Below are 15,625 nucleotides of genomic sequence, written 5' to 3'. Positions count from 1 at the left end.
TTGTTGCGGGCAAAGGCTGCCCAAGGCACGGCAGGCCGCGCCGGGATTGAGGTCGAAAGCGGGGAAAGCCGGATCAGGAAAGCGGCGGCTTGGGCATGCGCGTTTCGCCCGGCTCGAGCTTGAGCTCCACGTCCAGGCGGTAGGTGCCGTCGCCCGTCGCTTCGAACTTCCGCAGCAGCGACCCCACCGCGCCGAATGCCGCATCGCTATACGCGTAGGCGTCGTTGGCGTCGAAGATCTGGGTGGTCAACACTTTGTGGCCGGGCGCCGAGGCGATGAAGTGCAGGTGCGCGGGCCGCATGTGGTTGCGCTGCTGCAGCGCCAGCAGGTCGCCGCAGGGGCCGTCGATGGGCACGCCGTAGCCGGCGGGCTTGACGCTGTCGAACCAAAAGCGGCCGTCCGCGTCAGTCATGAACACGGCCCGCAGGTTCATGTCTTCCTGCTCGGGATCCTGGTTTTCGTACAGGCCGCTGGGCGCCGCCTGCCAGGTTTCCAGGCGCGCGCCGGCCAGCGGCTGGCCATCCAGCGTGCAGATGCGCCCCGTCACCAGCAGCCGATCGCCAGTCGTATCCTCGGTGGCGATCTTGGAACCGTTTTCGAGTACGGGCTGGTTGGCGCGCCAGAACGGCCCGATCAGCGCGGGCTCGGTGCCGCCGGCCTCCAGCACGCCCTCGGCGTCCATCAACAGGACCAGCGTGGCCACGCCCAGGATGTCGGCCAGCAGGATGCCTTCGTGCCGCAGCGGATTGGTGGCCTGGCCCACTCGCACCATGAAGTCCAGGCCCTGGTGCAGTTCCTCGTAGCTCAGTTTCACGTCCGCCGCAAACGCGTGCAGGTGGCGGATCAGGGAATCAAGAACCTCGCGGGTGCGCGGATCCGTGGCCTGGTTGGCCGCAAGAACGGCTTGCAGCAATGCTTGCGGCGTGGCGGGTATGGCGCGCTGTTCGCCGGCGGCGCGCGTGTCCGCGCAGGAATTGGCATGACTCATAAACATTCAACCCTGTAGTCTGACTAATGAAATTTGCGTGCCGCGCTTCAGTCGGCGCTTATTCCCGCCTGGGCCGCCACGGCAGCCCATTGCGGGACCTCCTGCGCCACCCTGGCCTTCAGCGCCGCTGAAGAACTGGCGATGACGCGAAATCCGAGCCCGTCGAGCTGCCTGCGCACCGGCTCCTTGCCCAGCGCTTCGGCCACCGCCTTGTTGATGCGTTCGACCGTGGCGGCCGGCGTGCCCGCCGGGGCGAACAGCGCCTGCATGGTTTCCGAGCGGAAATCGGCGAAGCCGGCTTGCGCGATCGTCGGCACGCCGGAAAGCGCCGGCCAGCGCTCTTCCCCGCCCACGGCCAAGGCCCTGAGCCGGCCGTCGGCGAGAAACGCCTGCGCCGCAGGCAGCGCGGCAAAGGCGCAGTCGACCTGGCCTCCCAGCGCCGCCAGCACTGCGGGCGCCGCGCCCGAGTACGGGACGTGCAAAGCCTTGACACCCGCGCGCCGCCACAGCAGTTCGGCTGCCAGATGCACGCTGTTGCCGTTGCCCGGCGTGGCGTACGTGAGCGTGCCGGGATCCCGGGCGGCAGCGTCCAGCAGATCCTTGAGCGTGGCCAGGCGGCTTTCGGCGCGGACCACGATGACGTCCGGGGAGCTCACCGCCAGGCTCACCGGCGCGAAGTCGCGCACCGGATCGTAGGCGGGCCGTTCTGCGGCGATGGCAGGATTCGTGACGAACGAGGACGACACCAGCAGCAGCGTGCCGCCGTCCGCGTGCGCCCGGGCGACCGAGGCCACGCCGATATTGCCGCCTGCGCCTGGGCGGTTCTCCACGATCACGCTCTGCCCCAGATAGGCCGGCAGCTGCGCGGCCAGCAGGCGCGCGACGATGTCCGTGGAGCCTCCGGGGGCGAACGGCACCACCAGGCGCACCGGCGTGCGCGAACTCCTGCCGAAGAACGGAACGAGCTGCTTGGCCTGGCCCATCGCAGGCACCGCGCAAAGCGCGCCCGTACAGGCGACGGCCCGCAACACGCGTCTTCTTGCAATCAGCCGGGATACTCCATAGTCATCGCTCATTCCATGTCTCCTCTGTTGTTCTCTTTGTTATCGATGGCGCCGCACCTGGCCGGCGCAGGCCATCGTCCGGCATCAGCTTTCCGCTTTCTCTTTAAGGAAGCCGTCGGTGCCGTAGACCAGGCCGGTGTTCTCGGCGGCGCGCACCACGTCGGGATGCCAGGCAATGCGCCCGCATTCCTCGTCGGTGCCGCCGACGACGGAATAGACGACCAGGGCATGCGGGTTGGGATTGCGGAATCCGCGCATCACGCCGATGGGGCAGGAAATCACGTCCCACTGGTTCAGCATCACCGAGTGCTCGCCCTTCTCGCCCCAGATCACTTCCATCTGGCCGTTCAGAGGGCAGAAGACTTCCTCGGTCTTGTGCGCATGCAGGCTGGCGCCCTGCCCCACGGGAATTTCGATGAAGGTCACGCCAAAGCGGTGGTTGCCGGGGATGGCTGGCTCCACGCCTTTGTTCTCCAGCACGCCGCGGTTCATGATCTTGTAGATGTTCTTCTTCATGCCGGGCAGGCGGCTTTCGATGAAGGTCTCGCGGTAGGGCTCGACCTTGCCCCAGCGCGCGATGCGGGTGGCTTCCATTTCCTGAGCATTGATATCCATGTCATTCCTTTTTCTGATGAGCTTTAAAGAGAGAGGTGCTGCGGCTTTTCTCGCGGCTGATGCAAGTTAAAGCTCACCCCGATGCAGCGTCCACTACCATTTTCTTACCGCTCTCATATAATTTTGTTATGACTCAATCCGCCACATAGGGCTGCTACGGAAATGGATCTGCGGCAACTTCGCTACTTTGTCGTTCTGGCCAACCAGGGGCATTTCGGCCGCGCCGCAAGCGTCCTGCATGTGGCGCAGCCCGCGCTTACGCGCCAGATCCAGCTGCTGGAAGAAGAGCTCGGCGTCCAGCTCTTCGTGCGCCATTCGCGCGGCGCGTCGCCCACCGAAGAAGCCGCCTTCCTGCTGGAACGCGCTTCTTTCCTGCTGCGCTACGCCGAACAGCTCAAGCAGGACATGTCTGCCCTGCAACGCCATCCCAGCGGCCCCGTCGTCATCGGTCTTTCTCCCGGACTCGCAATGACGCTGGCCGTGCCCCTGACTCGCGCCGTGCAGGAACAGCTCCCCGAAGTCCGGCTGCGCTTCGTTCAAGCCTTCTCTCCCACGCTGCACGAAATGCTGCTCAAGGGCCAGGTGGACCTGGCCATGCTCAACGGTCCGGTTCCCGTCGCCAACCTGCTCACCTATCCCTTCCTGACCGAAGGCATGTGCCTCATCGGACCGCCCTCGCATCGCAAGGCCCGGCCCGCGCGGATCGGCGTGCGCGACCTGGCCGAGCTGCCGCTGGTGATGACCGGCCTGGCCAAGTCCGGCGTGCGGCTCGAGCTCGAGGCCCAGGCGGCGCACGCCGGGGTGCATCTGAATCCGGTGGTGGAAGTCGAAACCATGGAAGTCGCCAAGCGCCTCATAAAGGAAAAGGTCGGCGTGACCGTGCACTTCGCCGCAACCGTGCTGGAAGACATCGAGGCAGGCCGCCTGTCCGCCCAGCCCATCGACGGCCTCAGCCTGCGCCGCATCCTGGCCCACCCTTCGGATCGGCCGGCCTCGCGCGCCACCAAGGCGGCGGTCGAGATCCTGCGCCAGGTAGCGCGCGAGCTGGTGGCGACGAAGCGCTGGCCCCACGCCACGCTGGACTTCTGAACCCGCCCCCGCAGGTTGCGGCATTTTTATCATCGTCCCGCGTTCCAGACGCGGGACGCAGCGTACGGTTGCCGCGCCTTCCAAAAGACCCCGCGATCGGGCAGGCATGAACCGCCGCGGCGCGGCTCTCGGCATACACTGCTACGCGCCAAGCCTGTCCCGGACCCCGCCATGCACACGCTCAATCCATGATGTACCTACTGTGGTCGCTACCCGCCCTGGCCGTCATCGGCGCCATCGCCAGCGGACGCCTGAACACCACGGCCGCCGCCTTGCTGGGCCTGCTGGCCGCCGTGCCCATCGCCCTGTATGCGGCGCCCGCCTCCTTCACCACCGGCCAGCTCGGGGTGGCGCTGGAACGCGGCCTCTGGATAGGCGGGATCATCACGCCGTACATCCTGGGCGGGCTGCTGTTCTGGAACATGGCGGCACAAGGACGCGCGCCGCACGCGGCGGCGGACGGCGCAAACACCGCACTGGCCCATCCGCTGGCGCGCCGCCGGCTGCTGTTCTTTGCCTGTTTCCTGGTCGGCCCTTTCGCCGAAGCGGCCACCGGCTTCGGCGTGGGCATGCTGGGAACGGTGCTGCTGATCCGGCCTTTGAATTTGAAGCCGCGCGAAACCATGGTGTTCGCGCTGCTGAGCCAGACCCTGATCCCTTGGGGCGCCATGGGCAGCGGCACGCTGCTGGCGTCGGCCTATGCGCGCGTCCCGGCCACGGAGCTGGCGCTCTACGGCATGGCGCCGGTCGCCTTGCTGACGGTATTGTGGATGCTGCTGTACTGGCGCACCGCCAGGCGCGCAGGCTTGCGCGCTGAACCCGCGGAGCATGTGCGCGAAGCCGTCTGGATGATCGCGAGCCTGGCCGCCCTGAGCGCCGCGACAGCGCTATTGGGACCGGAAACCGCGCTGCTGTCGGCCTACGGCCCGCTCATCGTGCTGCGCTTCCTGCTGGACCGCCGGCCCGACCGGCCCCGGATGATGGCGGCGGCGCGCAAGGCGCTGCCCTATATCCTGATGATTGCTTGGCTGGTGGCCACGCGCTTGCTGCCAGGCTTGAACGGCGGCCTGGCCGGACTGGCTGCGTTCAAGCCGTTCCCGGACCTGCCCGGCTGGATGCCGCTGCTGCATGCCGGCAGTTGGCTGATCGTGGGCGCCGTGCTCATGGCCGCCATTTGCCGCCAGCGCGACCTGCTCGCGACGCAGGCGCGCGCGGCCTGGACCACGGGACGGCACGCGGTGTACTCCGTGTTCCTGTTCGCCATGATGGCCGAAGTCCTGGCCGGCGCCGGCATCTCGCAAGCGTATGCCGACGGCCTGTTCGCCAGCCTGAAGGACTGGACCATATTGATCACGCCGCTGCTGGCCGGCGTATTCGGCATCCTGGCCAACAGCGGCAACGCGCCCAACAGCCTCTTCATGCCTGCGCAACTGTCGCTGGCCTTGAATGCGGGCCTGAGCGTGCCGGCTGCGGCCGCGCTGCTGCATGTGTCGGGCACGTCGATGGGAATTTTTTCACCGGTGCGGATGTCGATCGCGGCTGGCCTGGCGCATGGCCGCGGCGAAGAGCGCGGCGTGTATGTGCAGTTGCTGCCCTACGCGCTGGCGGCGTTCGGACTGCTGCTGTGCCTGGCGGTGCTGGTGGTGCTGGCGGGGGCCTGATCGCTATCTGCGACCAGCCTGCGATACGGTACACGGCCCGCTTCAGGCGTTCGCGTACATCCGCAGGATCCCATGCCCGATGACTCCCTGGCTGAGCGCGTACTGGCTGAATGCCCCTAGCGGCATCGGCCTGCCATGGAAGTACCCTTGCGTGACCTGCGCGCCCAAGGCGCGCACCATGTCGTAGTCCTCCTGGCTCTCGATGCCTTCGGCCACCACCGTCATGTCCAGCGACCGCGCCATCTCGACGGTGCAGGCCAGGACATCCTGGGCATGGCGATGGCGGCGCGCCCGGGCGATCATGTCGCGATCGATCTTCAATTCGTCGAAAGGCGCGCACAGCAACCGGTCGAGCGAGGAGTCGCCGGTGCCGAAGTCGTCGATCGCGCAGCTGAAGCCGCGCAAGCGCAGTTGCGTGATGGCGCCCGCCAGCGCCCCGTTGGAGCGCGCGCCACCGTCCTCGGTGATCTCGATGACGATGCGGCTCGGATCCACGCCGGCGAATTCGGCCCGGTCGGCCACGTCCTGGGCCCAGCAGATGGAACTTGCGACGGCCGCGGGCACGTTGATGCTGATGACGCAATCGGGCCGGCCGCCCAGTTCGCGCTGCGCCTCGAAGGCGCGCGCCAACATGTAGTCGGTCAGCGACCCCAGCAAGCCCGCCGCCTCGAAAGCCGGCAGGAAAGCGGCCGGAGGAATCATCGCGCCGTCATCCGCGACCCAGCGCGCCAGCATTTCAGCGCCGCGCAGTTCGCCCGTCGACACGCAATGCTGTGGCTGGAAGTACGCAGCAATCTCGCGCTGCGCCAGGGCGCGGCGCAGACGTTCGGTGTCCAGGCCGGCCAGCGCGACGCCGCTGCTCTGCGCCGCGGCGCGCAACGTCGCCTCGCCGTCGGCCAGCGCGGTCCGGGCCAGGGATTCGATCATCGAAATCAGGCAGGCCGCCTCCAGCGGCTTGCCCAGCGCGGCGATGATGGGCAGGCCGCGATTCCGGGCGTAGGTCGCCGCCGCCTGCAGGATCCGGGTCGGATGGCTGCTGGCGATCGCGATGCCGCCGCAACCGCCGGCATCGGCCAGCGCATCGATCATCTGCAGCCCGGTGCGGTCCGCCATGTCCAGATCGACAATGACCAGATCCCATTGCTGCTGCTGGATCGCCGCCACGGCCGACGCGCCGTCGTGCGCCGTCGCCACTTCAGGCACGCCGATCTTGCCCAGCATCCGCGCCAGCGCGGCACGTTGGAATTCGTCTTGGTCGACAACTAGGGCGGATTTGAGCATGATGGTCCCCGGGAACGAAGCGCCCATGGCGCGGCGGCGAGGCGCCTGCGGGCGGAAGGCCAGGCAGCGAACTGCCGACGAATTCATTGTTCCACCCGCCGCCGGGAACGGAAATCAGCCGAGTCCTATATTGCCGGTTCCGGCCTGTTTGGCTCTATCATGGCGTCACCCATTCCGGCGGAGCCGAACCCAGCATGGCCGCGCAGATCCAAGACGCCCCTGAGCCCGAGACCGCCGGCCGGCCATCGCGCAGCGCCATCAGCATCCTGAACCGCTATCAACGGGCGCTGCTATATGTGGGCGGCGCCGTCACAACCTTGGTCCTGCTGACAGTCGCTGGCGTCATGCTGTTCGCGCAAGCCAAGGATTACGTCGCGGAACGCTATGCCGGCTTCGTGGTGCGCAAAGCGCTGTTGCAGACGGCGCTGGGCGTGCGCGAGGGCGCATTCCGCATCGGTCTTTCGCACGAGGAGTACGCCTGGCCCGCACGCGTGTCGTCCGCGGCCCCCGACCTGGTGCAGACTTTCGCGCGCCTGCAAGGGCGCATGGAATTCCAGCGCAACCCCAACTTTCCTCCGGTGGTGGCCCTGGCCGACATCGAACCCGGCCGGCCCGCCGCCGCCTACCTGCCCTATCTGCATCTGACCGACGAGATCAGCTATTCCGCTGCGGCCTACGCCAAGGCGCTTTCGGTCAGCGGCTTCTACTACAGCCCCGACCGCAGCTTCCTCGGCGTGGGTCCCATGTCCGACACCGTGGATCCGCTGGCGCTGGTGGGCGCGAAAGACGTCGCGGAACTGATCCGGACGATCGCCCCCGACCTAGGCGACCTGGAATCGCCCGAGATCCAGCAGCGCCTGATGGCGGCAGGCGGACCGCGCTGGCTGCCACCCGCCGTCGATCCCTTGACGCGCAAGCTGTCCCTGCGGCTGTACCAGGCCGCAAGCAGCCAGGGCCGCATATTCGCCATCTTTGTTGCCATCTATCCTGCCGATACGCTGAACGCCTATCTGACGACAACGCGCTACGAAGAGGCAGCCCTGATCGTCGACCAGGACGGGCGCCAGCTCCTGCCTGTGACCATGGAAGAGCAAGACGCGAAGATCGCTGCCAGGATGCTGGACGCAACGAGATCGGATCCGGTCGCGCCGCCGGAGGTGCGTTACCGCGACGGCCTGTTCATCCTCGGCGACCAGGTTTCCGAATCCGGCTGGCGCCTGACCTACGCCTTTTCCTGGCGCACCATAGTCGCCGACCTATGGCCCAGGCTGGCCGGCTACGCGCTCGCGACGCTGCTGATGGTGACGTTCGTCTGGGCGGTACTGCTGCTGCTCGACCGCAAGGTCTTCAAGCCCGGCTATGCCCGCTCGCAGCGCATATTCGAAAGCGAGAACCTGAACCGCACCATGGTCGCCACCGCGCCCTCGGGCCTTGCCCTGCTGTCGCTGAACACGGGCGAAGTGCTGTTGCAGAACGAGGTCATGCAGGATTATGCCGCCAGCGCAGCGCCCGGCAGCCCGCCCTTGCATGCGCGTCTGCTCGCCCTGTATGGCGGCGCTTCGGACGCCGCCGGCTGGCACGCCGAGCTGGAACTGGCCCATCCGCGCATCGGCGGCAGCCACAGCGATCTGCTGGTGAACGCGGTGCGGACCAAGTACCAGGGCGTGGACGTGCTGCTGTGCAACTTCACCGACATCACGGCCCGCAAGCAACTTGAACAGAAACTGGACGAAGCCCGCGTCGCCGCCGACACGGCGAATCAGGCCAAATCCGCCTTCCTGGCCACCATGAGCCACGAAATCCGCACGCCGCTGAACGCCATCCTGGGCAATCTCGAACTGCTCGAGCGCTCTGGCCTGCAGCCCGCCCAGAGCGAGCGCCTGCGGGCGGTGACGTCCTCCTCGGCCACGCTGCTGGAGATCATCAACGACATTCTGGATTTCTCCAAGGTCGAATCCGGCCAGATGAGCGTCGAGTCGATTCCTTTCGACCTGGCCGAAGCCGCCCGGCAAGTCGTCGCCGTATTCACGCCGGCCGCGCAGGCCAAGGGCCTGGAGCTGGATTGCAGCATAGACGACGGCTTGGCGCCCCGCTATCTGGGCGACCCCACGCGCATCCGCCAGATCATGTTCAACCTGGTCGGCAACGCCATCAAATTCACATCCCACGGCGATGTGCTTCTTGAGGTCTACCGCCAGGACGACGATGCGCCCGACACCCCTATCGTGATCGGCGTCAGCGACACGGGCATCGGCATGACCCCGGCGCAGCAAGCCGTGCTGTTCCGGCCGTTCACCCAGGCGGATTCCTCCATCGCCCGGCGCTACGGCGGCACGGGGCTGGGCCTGGCGCTATGCGGCCGGCTGGCCACGCTCATGCACGGCAGCATAGCCGTCACCAGCAAGCCGCAGGAAGGCAGCACCTTCCTCGTCACGCTCCCCTTGCCCCCCGCACCCGCCGAGGCCCCGGATGCTGCAGTTCCGGCGAGCACGGCGCCGCTGGAACCGGAGCAGCCGCTTGCCGCCCGCATCCTGGTGATCGATGACAACCCCGCCAACCGCGAGCTCATGAAAATACAGCTGGAGACCCTGGGCTATCAGGCGGACCTGGCGGCGGATGGCAGCGCGGCCTTGGCGCGCTTCATGGAACAGGCCTACGGCCTGGTCATCACCGACGTGAACATGCCCGGCATGGACGGCTATGCCTTGGCCCGCTGCCTGCGCGCGCAAGGCGCGCAAGTGCCCATCATCGCCTACACCGCCCACGTCGGCGCGCAGGAGCACCAGCAATGCCGCGACGCCGGCATCGACACGGTGCTGGTCAAACCCCTGCTGCTGGACAAGCTGGATGCCGCCATCCGGCGCCTGCTGCGCGGCGCCCCGGCGCCTGCCCCGCGCCCGCGCGCCCGGGACGAGATCGCACAAGGCCCGCTGCCTGCGCGAGTCCATGAGGCACTGACGCGGTCGCTGCACCAGTCGCTCGCAGCCATCCGCAAGGAACTCGCAGCGATCCGGACCGGCAATGCGCCCACCGAGCCCGAGGCGGGAGCGCATCTGCACTCGCTGCGCGGGGCCTACGCCATGATTCACGAAACGGCGCTGGCAGACCGGTGCGCACAGATGGAAGACCTGGCGCGCAACCGGCGCACCGATGCCTTGGCTGAGGCCTTGGACGTGTTCGAACCCATGGCGCTGGCAGCCCTCGCAGGGCGCCACCCCCGCGACGCTGAAAAATAGGCTTAGTCCTATCCGAACCGGGCCTGCAATCGGACTCGGCTGCTTATCCGCCAGACCACGCGCCTCTACAGTCTGTCCTGCGCCGCCTCGCCGCGCCTGGCCGCCTCGCCAGCCTGGTCCCACCCTGTTCCATCATGAAGCCTCTGAATCTACGCGTCGTGGTCGCCGACGACCATCCCGCCGTGCGCGCCGGCGTGCAACACACGCTCGCATCCAGCAGCACCGTATCCGTGATCGGCGCGGCCCGCGACTCCACCGAGCTGATGGAGATGCTGAGCCGGCATCCGTGCGAGGTGCTGATCTCCGACTATTCCATGCCGGGCGGCCATTTCGGCGACGGCATCACCCTGTTCGGCCTGATCCGCCAGCGCTACCCCGGCCTGAAGATCGTCGTGCTGACCATGCTGGAAAGCCCAGGCATCGTGCATTCGCTATTGAACCTGGGCATTCCCGCCGTCCTCAGCAAGTCCGATTCGTTGAATCATCTGTTGCCCGCGATACATGGCGCCCACGCCAACGGCCGCTATCTTTCGCCGCGGATCGCCGATCTGGCCAATGCGCTGGACCGCGGCGACTATGGGATCCACATGCTGACCCGGCGCGAGCTGGAAGTGGTGCGCCTGTTCGTGTCCGGCCTGACAATCAACGAAATCGCCGAGCGCCTGCATCGCAGCAAGAAGACCATCAGTACGCAGAAAGGCACCGCCATGCTAAAGCTGGGGTTGGAGCGCGACATTGAACTGCTGCGCTACGGCATCGAATCGGGACTGGTCAGCGCCAATCCGTCGGGAAGCCCGGCAGGCGCAATGGACCAAGCGCCTGCATCGTCATAAGCCGCGGCAAGCGACCGGCCTCAACCCTGCGCGCCTTCCGCCGGCTCCTGCACTGGGGACGCGGAGTCCGCGGCCAGCGTGGCTGTCAGGCCGTTCTCCATCGCATACCGGAACAGGTCGACCTCACGTTCGATGCCGAGCTTTTCCATGGCCTTGGCCTTCTGGGTGCTGATGGTCTTCTTGCTGCGATGCAGGCGCTCGGCGATTTCATTGATCGTCAGGCCCGAGGCATACAGCCGCACGACCTCGGATTCGCGCTGGCTCAACACGCTTTCCGGATTGCGTCCACGCCGGTTCCAGTCTATGCCCTGGATTACCTTGTTGGCGCTGGGCGAATAGTACTTGCCGCCGGTATGCGCGGCGTGGATGGCGGGTATCAGGTGCGCCAGCGCGTCAGACTTGCTGACGATGCCGCCTATGCCCAGCGTGACCAGCGTGTGCAGGACCGCCGCGTTGTCCAGCATGGTCAGGACCACCAGCTTCAGTTGCGGATAGCGCCGTTGCAACAAGCCGAACAGCGATGCTCCATCGCCGAAATCGCCCGCGGGCATGGAGTAGTCGGATACCACCACGTCGCAGGGCGTACGGTCCAGCAATGCGACCAGCTCGGTGGAGTTGGCGGCCGCGCCCACCAGCGCAATCGTGGGCACTTCGGCCAGCGCGTGCTGTACGCCCGCGACCATGCCGGGATGGTCATCCGCCAGCATCACCTTGATCTTGAATTCGTCCATGTCCGACCCTCTGGTCCGGCGCGCTGCCGGGGCGCTGCATTGTATTCGCCCTAATGGCGTCAGCGAATATTGAAAGGCGGAGCCCGCCCGACCACGGCGGGCTCCGCCAGCCGCCGGCTAGTCGTAGGCCAGCATGACGACCGCCTTGGCGGGCCCGGCCGGCGGATGCGTCCGGCTTGCGGTCAAGGCCAGCGCGCCGCCGCCCGCGGGCAAATGGCAGGTCGCGGCCTGCTGCTTGCCCATGCCTGCGCAAGCCAGGGCATATGACGATGCGTCCAGATTGACGAGGCTGACGGTCGCGCTGCTGCGCTCGACGCGCGCGCCCTGGAACTGCATGGCGGCGCCTGCCGCCGTCGGCGCCAGCGTGCGCGTATATGAAGCTGCGGAAATGCCGCCGGTAAACGAGACCGTCCCTCCGGCGGCATGCGCCGCCAAGGGCATCACGCCCGCCGCCAACACGCTTGCCATGACCATACGAACAGAAATCCTCGCAGGATGCCTCATGTCAACTCCTCAACAAATGCGGCAAGGGCGCCGCATATTCTTCATTCATGACCGGATAACGACTGCCAGGTCTCGGAATTGAGAGCGCGGAGCCGCCGCCCCGGACGTGGCACAACAGTCTCTTGCGCGGCGGCAAGTCTGGAAGCGCGAAGCGTGGCCTGCAGGCCGCCTCGAAGCCGGCCTTGACGCCGGGCAAACAGGCGGTGCGGGCTTGAGCGGAACAGGCGGTTCGCTGCGGTGCGATGGAGTTGCGTTGCGAGCTCCGAGCCTGAGCCGGCGTAGCCGTCCGCGCCCTGCCCGCAGTCCTGTCCAGGGTCGAATTCATCAGCCGTGTCCTAGTTCGTAAGCCATTGATATAGGACGAATCCGAATACTGGAAAACAAATGCAAATATAGCCCTGAAAATGGATAGCAAGCGGGAATTTCATGGGATTCTTCGCTTCTGCATCGCGCGCGCCACACATCCGCGCGCGCAGTCCCAACCGATACACCGATATGCCGAATACCACCGCCACGGCCAGCCTTGGCGATCCTCAAAACCTGCTCAGCGCTGGTGCGCGACATGCCAGGGAACTCAGCCTCCTCGCCCGCTATCACTCCGTGATGCTGTTCGGAGGCGGCATCGTGCTGTCCGTCCTGATCGTGGTCGCGGCGTGCCTGGTGCTTTATCACTCCGCGCATGCCGCCATCTCCAGGCTGCACACGGAACTCGTCGCGCACCAGTCCCAGGTGGCGCTGGACCTCGAAGGCAAGCAGACGGCCATGCGGCGCGGCGTCATCCATGCGGAGCTGCTCTGGCAGGCGCGCCCCGCGCCCACGCCCGAAACCGAGGCGGCTTTCCGCGCTGGCGGCGGCCACGCGCGGCTGCAGGTCGGCGCGGGCCTGCCATCCATTCTGGCGGCCGGCAGCGTCACGGCCGCCTCGCCCCCGGCCAGCTACGCCCGCTACCTGGGCATGACGGAACTGCAGGCGTTCACCGCGACGGCCAGCGAGCGCGAAAGAAAGCTGCCGCTGACGGCTTACGGCTACAGTCCGGACCTGAGTTTCCTGGCCCTGATGCCCGCGCCCTCCACGCCTTATGCGCAGTTGCTCGAGCACCTGGGCGCGGCGGACACCGCCGGTCTCATCGGCCAACTGTCCTATGACCTCGGCATGCTGTCCGATCCCGCCGTGGCCAAACAATGGGAGACCAGCCGGCGCATCCTCTGGCAGCCGCCCGCAATCAATCCGCTGACGGGCCAAAACGTGATCAAGCTGGTCGAACCCGCGTTCGACGGGCCCCAGCCGTTCATGATCTTCGTCAGCGACTACCCCGTCAGCGCCCTGGCAGCCCGCCTGGATGACATCCCCGCGGGCACCGCCGTGGCGCTGGTCGACGGCAATGGCGGCATCCTGCTCGAGTCCGACCGCGCGCAATCCGCCGCAGGCCTGGATACGCCCAGCCGGATCGCGCTGGCGTCGCATCCGTGGAAGCAGGCGGCGCAAGAACCCCTGACGCGCTATCAGGACGGCGTGTTCAGCGTCGGCGCGCGGTTGCTCGATACCGGTTGGACCCTGGTGTATGCCTATTCCTGGCGCACCGTCGCGGCTGCGCTTCTGCCCAGCCTCACGCTATACCTGACCGTAACCGTGCTGCTGCTCGGGACGCTCTGGGCGCTCTTGCTGTGGTTCAGCCGCAAAGCCCTGGCCCCCGTGTACCGCCGTTCGCAGCATGTGTTTGAAAGCGAGCACATGAACCGCTCCATCATCGCATCGGCGCAGTTCGGCGTGGGACTGGTGTCCTGCGCAAGCGGCGAGGCGCTGCTGCAAAACGCGATGATGCAGCGTTACGCTGCCCGCGCCGCGCCAGGCGTGTCGCTGCATGCCTTGCTGCGTGACTGCCACGCCCGCGGCGACCGCGAGGCCTGGCTGCAGCGCGACCGCGAACTTACCCTGACGCTGGACGATGGCCGCGAATGCGAACTGCTGGTCAACATCGTCAAGACCCGCTATCACGGCGATGACGTGCTGCTGTGCAGCTTCTCGGACGCCACGGCCCGCAAGGACATCGAAAAGAAGCGCGAGGACGCGCGCATCGCCGCGATCGATGCCGCGCGGGCAAAGTCCGTCTTCCTGGCCAGCATGAGCCACGAGATCCGCACTCCCCTGAGCCTGGTCCTGGGCCACCTGGAACTGCTGGACCGGGATCCGGCCGCCGCCGGCCAGGGCGGGCGTCTGCGCACCGTCCGCAACGCTTCGCGCGCACTGGTTGATCTCATCAACGACATTCTGGACGTGTCGCGCATGGAGTCGGGGCAGATGACGGTCGAGCGCATACCGTTCGACCTGCCGCAGCTTGTCGCCCAGGTCGTCGCGATGTTCAAGCCCGCCGCGCTCGCCAAGGGAGTGCAACTGTCCGCCACTGTCGGCAGCGAGGTGGCCCAGATCTATGCCGGCGACCCGACGCGGATACGCCAGGTTCTGGTCAATCTGGTCGGCAATGCCCTCAAGTTCACCGACGCGGGCGCAGTGGAAATCACGGTCGAGCCTGCGCGCGACCCTGCGCTGGCGGATTCCATGCTCATGCGCGTGCGCGACACAGGCATCGGGATGACGCCCGAACAGGCGGATCGCGTGTTCACGCTGTACGCGCAGACCGACAGCTCGATAAACCGCCGCTACGGCGGCTCCGGACTGGGCCTGCCGATCAGCAAGAAGCTGGTGGAAATGATGGACGGCACGATCGCCGTCGCCTGCCCCGCCGACGGGGGCGCCATATTCACGGTGACGCTGCCCTTGCATCCCTGCGCGCAAACGCTGAACGCTGCGCCGTCCGCGGACGCCCCCGCAACGCCTGCGCCCGACGCCCTGCCTCAGGACATCCGCGTGCTGGTGGTCGACGACCATCCGGCCAACCGCGAACTGATCCTGGACCAGCTGGCCGCCCTGGGCGTCGCGGCAGACGCGGCGGAAGGAGCGGCAGCGGCGATGCGCTGCGTGAAGATGCGCCGCTACGACATGGTGCTGACGGACATCTCCATGCCCGAGATCAACGGTTATGCGCTGGCGCAGTTCCTGCGCGAACGCGGCCCCAGGCTGCCGGTCGTCGCGGTCACGGCGCACGTGGAGCCGGACGAACTGCACAACAGTCAGGCGGACTTCGACGCGGTGCTGCTCAAGCCCATGTCGCTGCGTACGCTACGGCGCATCATAAGCGAGCACATTCCGCGGGCGCGGCTGAATGAAGAGCCCGCGGGGCTTGCCGAGCCGGCGGCGTTGCCGCCGGATCCCGCCGTCCTGGCGGCGCTGGACTCCAGCCTGGGCTTCTCGCTGGCGGCCATCCGCGACGCGCTGGCGCGAGCGGACTTTCAAGGCGTGCGCGAACAATGCCATTCGATCCGCGGCGCGTTCGCCATGATAGGAAAGACCGCCGTGGCCGACCTCTGCATGCAGATGGGGCAGTATGCGGCAGCCCAGGACCGCGGCAAGCTCCATGAGCGCCTGGTAATTCTGGAGACCGCCGCACGCGCCGCCTTGCGCTGAATCCTGGGTGTTGCCAATTGTCCTTCGCAGCGCGGCCACGTATAACGTCGTCTTGGCCGCCTGCCCGGGACGACAGACCCGGCCGGCGTCGCGTCAACCCG

Annotated in this window: 11 protein-coding genes; 5 read left to right on the top strand and 6 right to left on the bottom strand. The window is 67.0% G+C overall.

Annotated features, from left to right (window positions below):
• Positions 1-73: 73 nt before the first annotated feature.
• The 3 genes from IB257_RS03145 to IB257_RS03135 form a co-directional block, all read right to left on the bottom strand.
• The gene (locus tag IB257_RS03145; RefSeq protein ID WP_119451492.1) at positions 74-988 is read right to left on the bottom strand and encodes a dioxygenase; all 915 of its coding nucleotides are present in this window, start codon (positions 986-988) and stop codon (positions 74-76) included.
• Positions 989-1,035: 47 nt separating this feature from the next.
• Positions 1,036-2,064, bottom strand: a complete 1,029-nt coding sequence (locus IB257_RS03140; protein ID WP_192491847.1) for a tripartite tricarboxylate transporter substrate-binding protein — start codon at positions 2,062-2,064, stop codon at positions 1,036-1,038.
• Positions 2,065-2,136: 72 nt separating this feature from the next.
• On the bottom strand, positions 2,137-2,667 hold the full coding sequence (locus IB257_RS03135) for a cupin (protein ID WP_054454462.1): 531 nt from the start codon (positions 2,665-2,667) through the stop codon (positions 2,137-2,139).
• 162 nt (positions 2,668-2,829) lie between these two features.
• Here IB257_RS03135 and IB257_RS03130 point away from each other — a divergent pair, with 162 nt between their 5' ends.
• Both IB257_RS03130 and IB257_RS03125 read left to right on the top strand, forming a co-directional pair.
• Positions 2,830-3,756, top strand: a complete 927-nt coding sequence (locus IB257_RS03130; protein WP_054454464.1) for a LysR family transcriptional regulator — start codon at positions 2,830-2,832, stop codon at positions 3,754-3,756.
• 188 nt (positions 3,757-3,944) lie between these two features.
• Positions 3,945-5,417 (top strand): hypothetical protein, encoded by a 1,473-nt coding sequence (locus tag IB257_RS03125; protein ID WP_119451494.1) that lies wholly within the window; start codon positions 3,945-3,947, stop codon positions 5,415-5,417.
• Positions 5,418-5,459: 42 nt separating this feature from the next.
• Here IB257_RS03125 and IB257_RS03120 read toward each other — a convergent pair whose 3' ends face one another.
• Positions 5,460-6,698 (bottom strand): EAL domain-containing protein, encoded by a 1,239-nt coding sequence (locus IB257_RS03120; protein ID WP_175162780.1) that lies wholly within the window; start codon positions 6,696-6,698, stop codon positions 5,460-5,462.
• A 194-nt stretch (positions 6,699-6,892) separates the two neighbouring features.
• Here IB257_RS03120 and IB257_RS03115 point away from each other — a divergent pair, with 194 nt between their 5' ends.
• Together IB257_RS03115 and IB257_RS03110 are read left to right on the top strand one after the other, a co-directional pair.
• Positions 6,893-9,934, top strand: coding sequence for a hybrid sensor histidine kinase/response regulator (locus IB257_RS03115; protein WP_225588724.1), 3,042 nt, complete (start codon positions 6,893-6,895; stop codon positions 9,932-9,934).
• Positions 9,935-10,068: 134 nt separating this feature from the next.
• The gene (locus IB257_RS03110; RefSeq protein WP_175162782.1) at positions 10,069-10,767 is read left to right on the top strand and encodes a response regulator transcription factor; all 699 of its coding nucleotides are present in this window, start codon (positions 10,069-10,071) and stop codon (positions 10,765-10,767) included.
• Positions 10,768-10,787: 20 nt separating this feature from the next.
• Here IB257_RS03110 and IB257_RS03105 read toward each other — a convergent pair whose 3' ends face one another.
• Entirely contained in the window at positions 10,788-11,498 is a 711-nt protein-coding gene (locus IB257_RS03105) for a response regulator transcription factor (protein WP_175180924.1), read from the bottom strand.
• A gap of 117 nt (positions 11,499-11,615) precedes the next feature.
• Positions 11,616-11,972, bottom strand: a complete 357-nt coding sequence (locus tag IB257_RS03100; protein ID WP_175180923.1) for a hypothetical protein — start codon at positions 11,970-11,972, stop codon at positions 11,616-11,618.
• A gap of 525 nt (positions 11,973-12,497) precedes the next feature.
• Here IB257_RS03100 and IB257_RS03095 point away from each other — a divergent pair.
• Positions 12,498-15,524: a sensor histidine kinase gene (locus IB257_RS03095; RefSeq protein WP_192491846.1), complete on the top strand. Its 3,027-nt coding sequence runs from the start codon at positions 12,498-12,500 to the stop codon at positions 15,522-15,524.
• Positions 15,525-15,625: the final 101 nt, after the last annotated feature.

It is taken from the genome of Achromobacter sp. ACM03, from assembly GCF_014851665.1.
GTDB lineage: Bacteria > Pseudomonadota > Gammaproteobacteria > Burkholderiales > Burkholderiaceae_B > Achromobacter > Achromobacter aegrifaciens.
Note: the sequence above shows the minus strand (reverse complement) of the source record. Positions and strands in the feature narration are given on the sequence as shown.

Coding starts and splice junctions, on each gene's coding strand:
- IB257_RS03145 (WP_119451492.1), bottom strand. CDS start 988: ATGAGTCATGCCAATTCCTGCGCGGACACGCGCGCCGCCGGCGAACAG.
- IB257_RS03140 (WP_192491847.1), bottom strand. CDS start 2,064: ATGAGCGATGACTATGGAGTATCCCGGCTGATTGCAAGAAGACGCGTG.
- IB257_RS03135 (WP_054454462.1), bottom strand. CDS start 2,667: ATGGATATCAATGCTCAGGAAATGGAAGCCACCCGCATCGCGCGCTGG.
- IB257_RS03130 (WP_054454464.1), top strand. CDS start 2,830: ATGGATCTGCGGCAACTTCGCTACTTTGTCGTTCTGGCCAACCAGGGG.
- IB257_RS03125 (WP_119451494.1), top strand. CDS start 3,945: ATGATGTACCTACTGTGGTCGCTACCCGCCCTGGCCGTCATCGGCGCC.
- IB257_RS03120 (WP_175162780.1), bottom strand. CDS start 6,698: ATGCTCAAATCCGCCCTAGTTGTCGACCAAGACGAATTCCAACGTGCC.
- IB257_RS03115 (WP_225588724.1), top strand. CDS start 6,893: ATGGCCGCGCAGATCCAAGACGCCCCTGAGCCCGAGACCGCCGGCCGG.
- IB257_RS03110 (WP_175162782.1), top strand. CDS start 10,069: ATGAAGCCTCTGAATCTACGCGTCGTGGTCGCCGACGACCATCCCGCC.
- IB257_RS03105 (WP_175180924.1), bottom strand. CDS start 11,498: ATGGACGAATTCAAGATCAAGGTGATGCTGGCGGATGACCATCCCGGC.
- IB257_RS03100 (WP_175180923.1), bottom strand. CDS start 11,972: ATGGTCATGGCAAGCGTGTTGGCGGCGGGCGTGATGCCCTTGGCGGCG.
- IB257_RS03095 (WP_192491846.1), top strand. CDS start 12,498: ATGCCGAATACCACCGCCACGGCCAGCCTTGGCGATCCTCAAAACCTG.